This window comes from Ursidibacter arcticus (genome assembly GCF_009761375.1).
Classification (GTDB): domain Bacteria; phylum Pseudomonadota; class Gammaproteobacteria; order Enterobacterales; family Pasteurellaceae; genus Ursidibacter; species Ursidibacter arcticus.
On record NZ_LEKM01000182.1, the window covers coordinates 1 to 13,636 of the forward strand.

Below are 13,636 nucleotides of genomic sequence, written 5' to 3' on the forward strand. Positions count from 1 at the left end.
GACGCCACGCTGGCGTCCGAATGAAAAAAGACTTTGTCAATAATCTGATCCTCTTTGTAAAAGGGGATCTTTCTTTCACGAAACAATGAATAAATTCGTTATTACCACCTGTAAAACTTATCCCATTCCGCCAGATAACTTATTACCACTGGCGAACGTATTAAATCGGAAAGCTATTCCCTGTCTTTTCCAACCTTGGCAAGATGTGCAAAAAAAGCGGATTATCTTACCGCTTTGTGCGTGGGATTATTCAATATATCCAAATGAGTTTAGAGATTGGATCAATCAAAGCTATCAACAAGGTAGTCATTTTATTAATTCACCCGAATTGATGTTATGGAATATGCACAAAAGCTATCTGATTGATTTACAACAGAAAGGGATTAACGTTATTCCCACTAAGTATCTAATCGATCCCAACGATATTTTACCCACGATTAAACAGCAACAATGGCAAGAGGTTGTGATTAAACCAGCTATTGGGCAAAGTGGACAATTCGTTTTGAAATATAACCCAAATGATCCTTTACCTGATTTATCTCTCTATTCATCGGGCATTATTTTGCAGCCTTATATTGCAGAAGTTGCAAGCAATGGTGAAATAAGCCTCATTTTTTTTAATGGAAACTTCAGCCACTCAGTTAAAAGACAGCCAAAACAAGGGGACTTTAGAGCAAATTCGGCTTATGGTGTATCTATTATCCCAATTTCTACTTCAGATAAAATTATACAACAAGCTCGTCAAGTCTTAGATGTTCTACCTGAAATTCCAGTATATGCAAGAGTTGATGGAACCATTATCAACAGTGAGTTGCTATTAAATGAATTAGAGTTAATTGAGCCAGCTCTTTATTTACATACAACGGAAAATGCTACGGAAACCTTTGCGGAAATTTTGTCAGAGATAGCTGGAAAAATAAGTAGCAACCATTTGATTTAATAGACAAAATAGTTGCTACTGGTGTAATTATTTTAGTTGAATAAAGAATGTCCCTTTTGGTGTAACAGGCAAATATTTTCTATAAAAATCATCATAGGTTTTTTGAGGCTCAATGTCTGCGAAGAGGGTGGGATATAGTGACTTTGCCATAAACTGAGCACTCGCTAGATCAATTAAAGAGCGTGATGCCGTATGATAAATTCCATAAACTCGCCCTGTTTTTACTGCTGGTAGCTCAGACCAACCTGTACGTTGAGTAAATCCTTTAAGGCGTTTCTGAGCATCTTCATTTTCAATATCAATTCCCATTGACATAATTTCAGTATTAGTTTTATTTTCCATCTCAGTACCTGAGATCATAATAACATCTGGTTTTGAAGCGAGAACTTGTTCAGGATTTATTGGTCCCCAATTTTCAATAAATGGTGCACTAATGTTATCTCCACCAACTGTATTAGCTATTGCCCCCCACATATTGTTACCAAAAGTAAAGCTGTGTTCTTTGGGGCCTTTATTACCAAATTCAACATAAATTTTAGGTTTTGCTAGATTAGCTTGTTTAACACGTTTCTGTATTTCTTCAATACCTAGCTGATATTCATTAGCAATATTTTCTGCTCTTTCTTCTGTTCCTGCAATTTTACCGAAAATTTTTGCACTCTTTGTATGTTTCTCTACAGATTGAGCATTAAAATCAACAACTACTACTGGAATGCCAGCTTGTTCTAAACGTGGAATTTCACTTGCAATAGTTTGATATTGCCAATCAGCTAAAATAATAACATCTGGTTTGAGTGCTAAAGTTTTTTCAGTAGAGAACGTGCCTGTATTGATATTACCAATATCGGCAATATCTTTTAGATTTGGAATTTTTTCAGCAAATAAAGACCAACTACCAGGATTAAATTTTTCCCAAAATTCTCTAGAAATACCTACTACATTTTTAAAATTCTCGCTACCTGTTACCGCGATATAATCGGGGTAATAGAATGAAAGGATAACTCGTTTGGCGGGAACATCGACTTTTACCTCACGATCAAGTATATCCTTGATGGTAACTATTTCTGCTGAAGTGAAGCTAGAAATAGCTAGTAATGATGTCGCTAATAAAGAGCGAAAGTAAGTGTTTTTCATAAATTTCTCCGAATAAGTGATTACTCTTGATATTTTACAAATAAAAATAATTTTTAAAATCAAAAAATATAAAAATAACACTGGTCAGAGTTCGTCTGCTCACAATAATAAAAGAGCACTTATGGATAACTCTAATTATTACCCTTAAAATACAAAACTTTGCTAAAATCCTGCCGCTTATGGATAGGAGAACAGGATGCAAATTGTTACTAAGTTAATTCCAACAAAACTAATATCAAGTCAATCGCCACCGATTTTGCAATCTCAATCACAAGGGGTTGAACGAGTGGCGTTGTTACGTTTATTAGACCAAGCAAAGTCCTATCCGCTTACCTTAATTACTGCCCCTGCAGGCTATGGCAAAACAACATTACTTTCTCAGTGGAAAAATCGTTTATTAGCCAAAAATATTCCGCTGGCGTGGTTTACCCTAGATGAAAGTGATAACAAAGCGGAGCAATTCTCACATTATTTTGCATCGGCATTAGCCAAAGCAACGGGGATTTCGTTGCAAGATATTGGCTATCAAAACAGTTTAATTGATTATTTTGGTCAATTATTAGCACAATTAGATCAAGTACAATCTCATTTTTATCTGATTATTGATGACTATCATCTCATTGAAAATAGTGAAATTCACGATGCCTTGCGTTTCTGGTTAAAGCATCAACCAAATACAATGAGTCTAATTCTGCTCTCTCGCCTTACGCCACCACTGAGTATTACTAATTTGCGTATTCACGATAAATTATTGGAAATTGATGTTCATCAACTGGCATTTACACCTAATGAAACTCGTCAATTTTTTGAGCAAAAATTAAATGAAACTTTAAGTGATGAGATTGTCTTTTCGCTGTGTGAACGTGTGGAAGGTTGGGCAACCGCATTACAGTTGATGATTTTAGCGATTAAACAAAATAGTGAGTTAATCCATTTTCCTGAAAAATTATTGAGTAAACTCAACCAGTTACATATTGCCGATTATTTAAATGAAGAAGTTTTTCATTATGTTGAACCTGAAGTGAAACAGTTTATGCAACGCTGTGCCATTTTACGTTCAATGAATGAAAAATTGGTGTTAGCACTGACGGAAGATGAAAACGGTGTTAAAAAACTTGATGATTTGGAGAAACAAGGCTTATTTATTCAGCGTTTAATCCAAGATGATGGCGAAATTTGGTGGAAATTTCACCCGATATTAGCCACTTATTTAGCCCAAAGTTGCCGTTTAGAATTACCGAATGAGTGGCAACAACTTCATCAAACGGCATCAATGGTTTGGTTAAAATTGGGCTATGGCTCGGAAGCCTTATATCACGCTCAAATGCTAGATAACCCTGAAACGCTTTACCGTATTTTACAAGAAAATGGTTGGTCTCTGTTTCATCAAGGGCAATTAAAATTACTGGAAGATTGTTTAACCCATTTACCTTCAGAATTTTTATGGCGTGATGAGAATTTGGTGTTGTTAAAAGCGTGGTTGGCACAGAGTCAGCATCGTTATCAAGACGTATTGGGTATTTTGCAAAAATTTCAGCCAAAAGCACCGCTTACAGAGAGTTTTCAAGGACGATTTGATGCGTTGCGGGCTCAGGTTGCTATCAATAATGGTGATGAAGAACAAGCCTATTTATTGGCAACTCAAGCCTTAAATAATTTGCCATCAGAATTTAATTATGCACAAATTGTAGCGAAGTCTGTTATTGGTGAGGCACAACATTGTCGTGGTTATTTAAAAGATGGTTTGCAGATAATGCAACAAGTAGAAAAATTAGCCACTCAACAACGAGCTTACCATCATTGGCTGTGGTCGAGATTACAACAGTCTGAAATTCTGTCTGCACAAGGTTTTTGGCAATCTGCTTATGATTTATTGAAAGAAACCACGCAACAGACCAACGATTTTCATCAAATTCCGATGAATGAATTTTTGCTCCGTTTAAAAGGGCAAATTTTGTGGGAATGGCATCATTTAGATCAAACAGAAGCGATGGCAAATGCTGGGATTGAGTTACTTGAGAAGGAAGAAGAACAGGTTCAATGTTTGGCATTATTAGCTAAAAGCTCTTTAACTAAAGGTGATCTCAATAATGCAGAGCGTTTAATCGAGCGTTGTCGTAGCTTGCTTGCCCGAAGTTCTCCCCATAAAGATTGGGTTACTACCATTGATGAAGTACAGCTGATTTATTGGCAAATGAAAGGTGATAATCAATATTTAGAAAGTTGGTTGGCTCAAGCACATTTCCCTGCTCAAGAGCATAATCACTTTACTCAACGTCAATGGCGTAACATTGCTCGTTGCTATTTATTACGAGAAGATTATGAGCAAGCATTGAAAATTTTGAATAGTTTGTTAAAAACAACAGCGATTTTTAATTTAGTGAGTGATAGACAACGTGCTTTAATTTTGCGTAACCGTTTGTATTACTTGCAAGGTAAGCCAGATTTAGCTCAACGAGATCTTATTCAAGCACTTAATTTGAGCCAACAGACTAACTTTATTAGTGCGTTTGTGATTGAAGGGGATTTAGTTGCTCAACAAATTCGTCAATTATTACAGCTTAATGTTCTTGATGAGCTTTCTACCCATAAAGCACAATTTATTTTACGCAGTATCAATCAACATAATCGCCACAAAACCGCTCATTTTGATGAAGCTTTTGTGAAGAGCTTGTTGGAAAACCCACAAGTGCCAGAATTATTGAAGATCAGCCCGCTTACTCAACGGGAATGGCAAGTTTTAGGGCTGATTTATTCAGGGTATAGCAATGAGCAAATTTGCCAAGAATTAGTGGTTGCGATCACAACCATTAAAACCCACATTCGTAATCTATACCAAAAAATTGGCGTGAGTAATCGTAGTGAGGCGATTGAATACACCCGTAGTTTGTTGCGAATGATGGGGTATTAGGACGGAGTTTTCAGAATTATGTAACCGTTACACAATCTCCCCTCGCCCGCTTGCGAGAGAGGGAAGATTTGACGTTCGTTCAGAACGGCAAATCAGGGAGAGGGCAAAGGATGGTAAATTTGTGAAAAAGTGGTAAAAAGTTACCGCTTGTTTGCCCTCTCTCTGCTCAAAATTGCTGAACGCATTTTTGAGCTGTCTCTCTCCCGTAAACGGGAGAGAGTATCTTTTATTTTGTGCAATGACTACATAATATCGGATTTACAGCAACTCCGCCTGTTCTAAAATTTTCTGTTGCTCTAACGCCAACTTCGCTTGGCGTTTTTCTTCTTTACGAATTTCATCTTCCGCCTCCCATTTGTCGTAGGCTTGGACAATTTTGGCGACAACAGGGTGGCGAACAATATCGTGGCTATCAAAATAGTTAAAACTTAACTCCTCAACATTGCCAAGCACTTCCATTGCGTGCTTTAAGCCTGATTTTTGGCTACGGGGTAAATCCACCTGAGTTACATCCCCTGTGATCACTGCTTTAGAATTAAAACCGATACGGGTTAAAAACATTTTCATCTGTTCAATGGTGGTATTTTGGCTTTCATCTAAAATGATAAAAGCATCGTTGAGCGTTCGACCACGCATATAGGCAAGCGGTGCGATTTCGATAACATTTCGCTCCATTAGTTTTTGTGCACGTTCAAAGCCTAGCATTTCAAATAGGGCATCGTACAGTGGGCGTAAATAAGGCTCAATTTTTTGTCCGAGATCGCCCGGTAAAAAGCCAAGTTTTTCACCTGCTTCAACCGCTGGGCGAGTGAGCAGAATACGGCGAATTTCTTGGCGTTCCAACGATTCTACCGCCGCAGCAACCGCCAAAAATGTTTTCCCCGTTCCTGCAGGCCCAATACCAAAGCTAATATCGTGGTTTAAAATATTGCGTAAATAGGCTTGTTGGTGTTCGCCTCTAGGTTTAATGACTCCCCTTTTGGTTTTAATCGCAATTTCATAACCCGATGATTGCCACTGACCTTGCAACAACATTCGACTTTCTTGAATTGCCATATGTACATCTTCTAAGTCCAACTCTTTAATTTTTCCTTTTAGTGGTGCGGTTTCTGCATAGAGCTGCTGAATAAGTTTGGCACTATTTTGTAAAAGTGACGGAGAGTAGTGATTTTCTTCTTGAGGTTGTAAGGTAAAGGTAAATGCGTGGCGAGCAATAATAAGATTAAAACTTTTTTCGATTAGTGCGAGATTTTCATCAAAAGCACCGCAGAGTGATTGTAAGCGAGCATTATCTTCGGGTTCTAAGGTAAAGATCAATTCGTTCAAAATGTTTCCTTTAGTTATTGTTATTTGCTGTTTTTTTGTATGGTACAACGTCTGCATTGTTACCGCAACCGTTGTTCTGAATACAAAAATTTGAAGATAATCAAAATAATGTTAAATAGTTGTTATTTAGACAAAATTTATAAGAAGAATTGGCGATAACTTATGACTTTTTTGATACACTTTAGCTGTTTTTTGGTCTCTTGAATTGGGAGACTTTTATTATGTGGAGTGATGTATGAACCCAAGACGTAAATCAAGATTAAAAGTCGTGTTGTCTATTTTAATCGGTGTGTCAGTGGCAGCAGGGCTAATGCTCTATGCGTTAAGTAAAAATATTGATCTATTTTATACCCCATCAGAAATTATTTATGGGAAAAATGATGATCCAAAAACAAAACCTGAAGTGGGGCAACGTATTCGTGTTGGTGGAATGGTTGTGGAAGGATCAGTAAAACGTGATGATAAAAGCCTGAAAGTTGTTTTTGGCTTGAATGATATTGGACCTGCCATTCAGGTGGAATATGAAGGTATTTTGCCTGATTTATTCCGAGAAGGGCAAGGTATTGTGGCACAAGGGGTATTGATTGACCCCACAACATTGAAAGCAACAGAAGTGTTAGCCAAACACGATGAAAATTATATGCCACCAGAATTAAACGATCAGATGAAAAAACAACATCAACCAATGGGGATTTCAGAGGCCGATCTGAAAGGCGAATCTGAACGAGACCGTAACCAAGCAGGTGGAAAATGATTGCAGAATTAGGCAACTATGCCCTAGCACTAAGTTTAGCGTTGTCAATTTTATTAGCAATCTTACCGCTTGTGGGTGCGGAGAAAGGCAACATTACCTTAATGAGTTTAGCTCGCCCAATGACGTGGGCGACTTTTTTAGCCCTGAGTATTTCTTTTGGCTCACTGTTTTATCTATTTGCCGTAAACGACTTTAGTGTGCAATATGTGGTAAATAACTCAAATAGTTTATTGCCACTAGAATATCGTTTATCTGCTGTTTGGGGATCTCACGAGGGTTCATTATTACTGTGGATTTGGCTACTTTCATTGTGGAGTGTGGCTGTTGCGACTTTTAGTCGCCAAATGCCAGATGAAGCAGTTGCTCGTGTACTTGGTATTATGGGCTTAATCAGTATTGGCTTTCTTATTTTTATTCTTTTTACGTCCAATCCGTTTGATCGTACATTCCCTGATTTCCCTGCAGATGGTCGAGAGCTCAACCCAATGTTGCAAGATGTTGGTTTAATTTTCCACCCACCATTACTTTATATGGGCTATGTTGGTTTTTCTGTGGCATTTGCCTTTGCTATTGCGTCTTTAATGACTGGGCGTTTAGATACCGCGTGGGCGAGATGGTCTCGCCCTTGGACAATGGCTGCTTGGGTCTTTTTGACACTCGGTATTGTGCTTGGCTCTTGGTGGGCATATTACGAATTAGGCTGGGGAGGTTGGTGGTTCTGGGATCCTGTCGAAAATGCCTCTTTAATGCCTTGGATTGCAGGCACAGCCTTAATTCACTCATTAGCGGTAACGGAAAAACGCAGTACCTTTAAAGCGTGGACAGTGTTACTGGCTATTCTTGCCTTCTCGCTCTGCTTACTTGGCACATTCCTTGTACGTTCAGGCATTTTAGTTTCAGTACACGCTTTTGCATCGGATCCAACTCGAGGCTTATATATTTTGGCATATCTAGTTATTGTGATCGGTGGCTCACTGCTACTTTATGCCTATCAGGGAAGTAAAATTAAAAGCCTAGATAACTCCGAGCGTTATTCTCGTGAGTCAATCTTGTTGCTAAATAACGTATTGTTAATGGCATTTTTATCGGTGGTATTTTTAGGCACTATCTTACCGCTTATTCATAAACAAATTGGCTTAGGTACAATCTCGATTGGTGCACCATTTTTCGACCAAATGTTTATGATTTTAATGGTGCCGTTTGCCTTTTTATTGGGTGTAGGCCCATTAGTAAAATGGCGTAGAGATCAAATCTCTGCAATCCGTACTCCTGTACTGATTGCGTTGCTGTTAATGGCTATTTTAGGGTTTGCATTGCCTTATCTTTTTGATAATCGTATTACAGTGAGTGCGGTACTTGGCACAATGATGTCGATATTTATTGTGCTATTAAGTTTATATGAGCTCCATCAACGAGCAACCCATCGTAATAGATTTCTAACTGGCATTTTCAAACTTTCTCGTTCACATTGGGGAATGGTATTGGCACATTTAGGCGTAGCAATGACGGTATTTGGTATCGCCTTTAGCCAAAATTTCAGTATTGAGAAAGATGTGAGAATGAATGTGGGCGACACTGTCCAAATTTTAGACTATAATTTTACCTTCAAGGGCATTCGTGATAGTAATGGGGCAAACTATATCGGTGGTACAGCAGATATTGAAATTACCCGAAATGGTCAATACGAAGCAACACTTCACGCAGAAAAACGTTTCTACAATGTCAGTAAAATGGGAATGACTGAAGCCGCTATTGATTGGGGCTTTACTCGAGATTTATATGCGGCTTTAGGTGAGCGTTTAGAAGATGGCTCTTGGGGGCTACGCTTATACTATAAACCTTTTATCCGCTGGATTTGGCTTGGCGGTCTGTTTATGGCATTAGGCGGATTACTCTGTATGATGGATAGACGTTATCGTTTAAAAGTTAAAACTAATTAGGAGCAGAAAATGACAACAGAAAACAAAGGTTTCTTTCGGAAATTACTCGATAAATATAACCAACTTTGCAAAGATTTGGGCGTTGATGCAGGGGCTTGTCGTGGTTGTGTACCTGTTGTCAAATTTGACCCTGAACCTGAAAAAAAGACCAAGCCTAAAGATGTAAAGGAAGATAAATAGGCAAAAAATATAAAACCATAGCATCGCAATTATTCAACGGTGCTATGGTTTTTTTCTGTACTGTATTACAGTTAAACATTCCCCTCGCCCGCTTGCGGGAGAGGGAAAAATTTGGCGTTCGCTAAGAACGACAAATTAGGGAGAGGGCAAAGGGTGGTAAATTTGTGAAAAAGTAATAAAAAGTTACCGCTTGTTTTCCCTCTCTCTGCTCAAAATTGCTGAACGCATTTTTGAGCTGTCTCTCTCCCGTAAACGGGCGAGAGTATCTTTTTATGTTTTACAAATACTGCATAATGTGCTTTTTCCTACTCTAATTTCATACTCCAGTAGCAGTAAAAAGGATGATTTATCTCAATGGAGAGTAAAGAATAATAGTGAAAATAATTTTATTTGGAGATCTGAAATGACGAACTTAACTTCCTTTCAAACAATGGCAGAGCAAGCATTACACGAATATTGTGAACGCCTTTCTTTACAGCCTAAAGATCTTTCCACAACGATGTGGTATCAATTTATTGCACAAATTAGCCAACAAGCTATTTTGCAAAATTTCCCTAAAAACGCACCGCTTACAAATACCCGCAAGGTTAATTATCTCTCAATGGAATTTTTAATCGGTCGCTTACTGGGTAATAACTTAATGAGCTTGGGCGTTTATCAAGACGCTGAGAGCTTATTAGCCAAATATGGTCAAAATTTGGTGGACGTACTAGAACAAGAACGCGATCCATCATTAGGCAATGGTGGATTAGGGCGTTTAGCCGCTTGTTATTTAGATTCAATGGCGAGTCTTGCTCAACCTGCGGTTGGCTACGGTTTACATTATCAATATGGTTTATTTAAACAGGGTTTTGGTTCAACGGGCGAACAACGAGAAACAGGTGATGGGTGGAATCGAGATTTCTATTTACAACAACATCATCGCCCTGAATTACAGCAAACGGTTGGATTTGCTGGGGACGTTTTACATTGTGGTGATGATCGCTATGAATGGCAGCCTGCGTGGGCTATTTTCGGTGAAGCATTTGATTTACCTGTTGTTGGCTATAAAGGTGTACAACAGCCGTTGCGTTTATGGCAAGGATATAGTGAAACTGCTTTTGATTTAGCCCAATTTAATGATGGAGACTATTTACTGGCAGAAAGTAAAGTGGTCGATGCGTCCAAATTAACTAAAGTTCTCTACCCGAACGATAACCACCAAGAAGGTAAAGAACTTCGTTTAATGCAACAATATTTCCATTGTGCTTGCTCAATCGCTGATATTTTACGAGAACATTTAGCGAAAGGTCGTAGCTTACAACAGCTCCCTGAATTTGAAGTCATTCAACTTAATGATACTCACCCAGCTATTGCGATTCCTGAGTTAATGCGTGTATTACTCGATCAACATCAACTTCATTGGGAAGATGCGTGGGCGATCTGTTCAAAAACCTTTGCTTATACCAACCACACATTATTGCCTGAAGCACTTGAGCAGTGGGATCAGCCTTTATTGGCTAAAATGCTACCACGCCATTTAATTATCATTGATCGTATCAATAACGAGCTTTATCAACAGGTTAAAGCCGAATTTAGCGAAGATGAATTTAGCCAAGCGTGGCAAGAAACCGCCGTTTTAATGAATAATAAAGTCAGAATGGCAAATTTATGTGTTGTTGGCTCTTTTGCTGTAAATGGTGTAGCACAAATTCACTCAGATTTGGTAGTAAGCGATCTTTTCCCTGCCTATGCTCGTTTATTTAAAGGGCGTTTTCATAATGTAACAAATGGTATTACCCCTCGCCGTTGGATTCGTCAATCTAATCCTGCGTTAAGTCAGTTATTAGATCAACATATTCAAGGGGATTGGACAAAAGATCTTGAATTACTACGCCAAATTGAGCCACTTGCAAAAGATCCGCAATTCCAGACCGCTTATCGCCAAATTAAGCAACAAAATAAACAGGTGCTGGCTCAAGTTATTCAAGAAACTATCGGCTTAAAAGTGAATGAAAATGCGATATTTGATGTTCAAATTAAACGTTTCCACGAATATAAACGTCAGCATTTAAACTTACTCAATATTATTGCGACTTATCAAGAGTTAAAGGCAAATCCTACTCAGGAATGTGTACCGAGAGTCTTTATTTTTGCAGGAAAAGCTGCACCTGGCTATTTTATGGCAAAACAGATTATCCAAGCGATAAACGGTGTTGCTAAAGTTGTCAATAGTGATCCTGATATGCAGGGTAAACTACAAGTTGCTTTCTTACCTGATTACCGAGTGAGCTTGGCAGAAAAAATTATCCCAGCCGCAGATGTTTCCGAGCAAATTTCCCTTGCAGGTAAAGAAGCATCGGGGACAGGAAATATGAAATTGGCGCTAAACGGTGCAATTACGTTGGGGACGTTAGACGGTGCTAATGTAGAAATTGCAGAATACGCAGGGGAAGAAAATGTGGTTATTTTCGGTCATACCGTTGATTCTATTCGCCAATTACGCACAGAAGGATATGTCTCTAAACGTTATTACGAGCAAGATGAAACCTTGCGTAAAGCGATTGATGCACTTGCAGATGGTACTTTCTCTGATGGCGAAACAGAGCGTTTTGAAGCCTTAGTGAACGATATGCTTCATCACGATTATTTCTGCGTATTAGCTGATTTTGCAAGCTATCGTCAAGCTCAACAAGAAATTGCAAAACGTTACCAAAATCAGACCGCTTGGGTAGAAGCAACTATTCTAAATACCGCTCGTTTAGGCACGTTCAGTTCTGATCGTTCAATTCGTGATTATCAAACACGCATTTGGCACAAAGACTAATCTTTGCAAAAAATAATAGGGCGTTTTAAACGCCCTATTCTCAATATTAAGTAATGATAAACTAGCTATGTTTTTTTAGAAGCGTATAAAGCTCATCTTTAATATGTAGTTTTTCTTTCTTAAGCACTTCAATTTCTGTATGCGTTGCTAGCTCAATGTTAGCTTCCATATTTTTAATCTTCTGATCTAATTCATTATGTTTATCAAAAAGGCGAGCAAAGTGAGCGTCTTCAGTTTTTAGTTTGGTGATTAAATCACGGAATTCTGGGAACATAATAGACTCCTTGATGAATGAATGTGTCTTTAGGATAGTAGCACTTTCCTATTTTTATTCAGTAATTTAATCTTAAAAATTTGAAGTAGATCACAAAATATTCTTATGCGTTTTCTGCATATTTAACGTTATAATAGACAAAATTTTTATAGGTAAAAGAAAGACAATCAAATGCGTAGTATCAACTTTTGTGTAAGTTTTTTTGTGTTACTTTCCGCCACCGCATCGGCACAGTGGATCAAAATTAAAGATGCAGATTATGTGTGGGGACCTTTTAAAATATATAACATCTCATTGTTTTCGGAAACAGGGCAGTATGCGTCGAAGACTCGCCCTATTATGCTGACTTTAAAATATAATAAGCCCGTTGATGGGCGTGATTTTGCCATTTCCCTTGCTCGTTCTTGGTCAAATTTAGGTATTACGTTACCTAATCAAGATAATGTAGTTGATCGCTTACGTAAAATATTTCCAGATATTAAAGTGGGTGATACATTAAGCTATATTGCGTTAGAAAATAAAGGCTATTTTATTTTAAATGACACAGTCATTGCAGAAGAGTTTAACCAAGATTTTAATAATGCAGTAGTGGCAGTGTGGCTAGATCCACGAGTAGAAATTGGGAAAATGTTATTATCACAAAACGTAAAACAGACAGATACAAATAAAAATGAAGTTCTTAATCCAGTATCACCAATTCCCGATGTACTATTAGAACAAGAGCAACAAAGCCAAATAGTTGCTGGGTCAAATGATGCACCGAAAGACAATCAAGATGGAACTACTGATAAGAAAGATGATATTAAGGATAACTCAGCACAAACTACCTCTCAAGTTGAGAATGCTACAACTGAAGTACAAAATATAGATGAAAAAAAGGAAAATTCTGAGCCAGCACCCACTACTGATACTATTGCAGTATTAGAAAACAAAGCTGAAGATTTCGAGAAATTAGATAATAAATCTCAAGAGCAAAACTCATCGAAATCTGAAGAACGAGGTGTAGAAGAACAAGAGAGGAACAAGCAGAAGGAACCAGAAGTAGACAAAAAATCAGAGTCTGAACTTCAGCTAAAAGATGATGAAATCTATATTTCGCCACCAATGGACTCAAGCCCAATTCAAAAAAATATGCTCACTAAACTGCATTGTTAATGTGGGTGTTATACTAAAAATGCCGACAAATTACTGTCGGCATTTCAGATTATTGACAAAGTCTTTTTTCATTCGGACGCCAGCGTGGCGTCCCTACAAGGAAAGTTATAACTAATTGAAAAATAACAGATTTTATTTTGTTATGTAGGGACGCCACGCTGGCGTCCGTTAATTGGATACAACAAATTAGAGTTTGTCATCAATCTGCAGTTTTAT

Annotated in this window: 10 protein-coding genes; 7 read left to right on the forward strand and 3 right to left on the reverse strand. The window is 38.0% G+C overall.

The annotated features are described in order from the left end of the window. The first annotated feature begins 85 nt into the window (after nt 1–85). Nucleotides 86–940 (forward strand): ATP-grasp domain-containing protein, encoded by an 855-nt coding sequence (locus A1D25_RS08205; RefSeq protein ID WP_157395202.1) that lies wholly within the window; start codon nt 86–88, stop codon nt 938–940. A 27-nt stretch (nt 941–967) separates the two neighbouring features. Here A1D25_RS08205 and A1D25_RS08210 read toward each other — a convergent pair whose 3' ends face one another. Continuing rightward, nucleotides 968–2,074, reverse strand: a complete 1,107-nt coding sequence (locus A1D25_RS08210; protein ID WP_157395203.1) for an ABC transporter substrate-binding protein — start codon at nt 2,072–2,074, stop codon at nt 968–970. A 196-nt stretch (nt 2,075–2,270) separates the two neighbouring features. Here A1D25_RS08210 and malT point away from each other — a divergent pair, with 196 nt between their 5' ends. Beyond that, nucleotides 2,271–4,985 carry an HTH-type transcriptional regulator MalT gene (gene malT / locus A1D25_RS08215; protein WP_157395204.1) on the forward strand — a complete coding sequence of 905 codons (2,715 nt, stop codon included), beginning with the start codon at nt 2,271–2,273 and terminating at the stop codon, nt 4,983–4,985. Nucleotides 4,986–5,243: 258 nt separating this feature from the next. Here malT and A1D25_RS08220 read toward each other — a convergent pair whose 3' ends face one another. Further along, nucleotides 5,244–6,311, reverse strand: coding sequence for a PhoH family protein (locus A1D25_RS08220; protein WP_157395205.1), 1,068 nt, complete (start codon nt 6,309–6,311; stop codon nt 5,244–5,246). Between the two features lie 235 nt (nt 6,312–6,546). Between A1D25_RS08220 and ccmE the strand changes: the two genes are divergently transcribed. The 4 genes from ccmE to glgP all read left to right on the forward strand — a co-directional run bounded on the left by ccmE (nt 6,547) and on the right by glgP (nt 11,991). Continuing rightward, nucleotides 6,547–7,065 (forward strand): cytochrome c maturation protein CcmE, encoded by a 519-nt coding sequence (gene ccmE, locus A1D25_RS08225; protein WP_157395206.1) that lies wholly within the window; start codon nt 6,547–6,549, stop codon nt 7,063–7,065. Then, a complete protein-coding gene (locus A1D25_RS08230; RefSeq protein WP_157395207.1) occupies nt 7,062–9,005 on the forward strand; it encodes a heme lyase CcmF/NrfE family subunit in 1,944 nt (647 codons plus the stop codon). The genes ccmE and A1D25_RS08230 overlap by 4 nt, the downstream gene beginning before the upstream one ends. Before the next feature lie 9 nt (nt 9,006–9,014). After that, nucleotides 9,015–9,185, forward strand: coding sequence for a DUF5363 domain-containing protein (locus A1D25_RS10930; protein ID WP_162853278.1), 171 nt, complete (start codon nt 9,015–9,017; stop codon nt 9,183–9,185). Between the two features lie 403 nt (nt 9,186–9,588). Then, the gene (gene glgP, locus A1D25_RS08235; protein ID WP_157395208.1) at nt 9,589–11,991 is read left to right on the forward strand and encodes a glycogen/starch/alpha-glucan family phosphorylase; all 2,403 of its coding nucleotides are present in this window, start codon (nt 9,589–9,591) and stop codon (nt 11,989–11,991) included. 61 nt (nt 11,992–12,052) lie between these two features. Here the strand turns inward: glgP and A1D25_RS08240 are convergent, their stop codons facing one another. Then, the gene (locus A1D25_RS08240) at nt 12,053–12,265 is read right to left on the reverse strand and encodes an HP1242/YdcH family protein (RefSeq protein WP_157395209.1); all 213 of its coding nucleotides are present in this window, start codon (nt 12,263–12,265) and stop codon (nt 12,053–12,055) included. Nucleotides 12,266–12,436: 171 nt separating this feature from the next. Between A1D25_RS08240 and A1D25_RS11105 the strand changes: the two genes are divergently transcribed. Then, a complete protein-coding gene (locus A1D25_RS11105) occupies nt 12,437–13,420 on the forward strand; it encodes a pyruvate formate lyase-activating protein (protein ID WP_240327135.1) in 984 nt (327 codons plus the stop codon). Nucleotides 13,421–13,636: the final 216 nt, after the last annotated feature.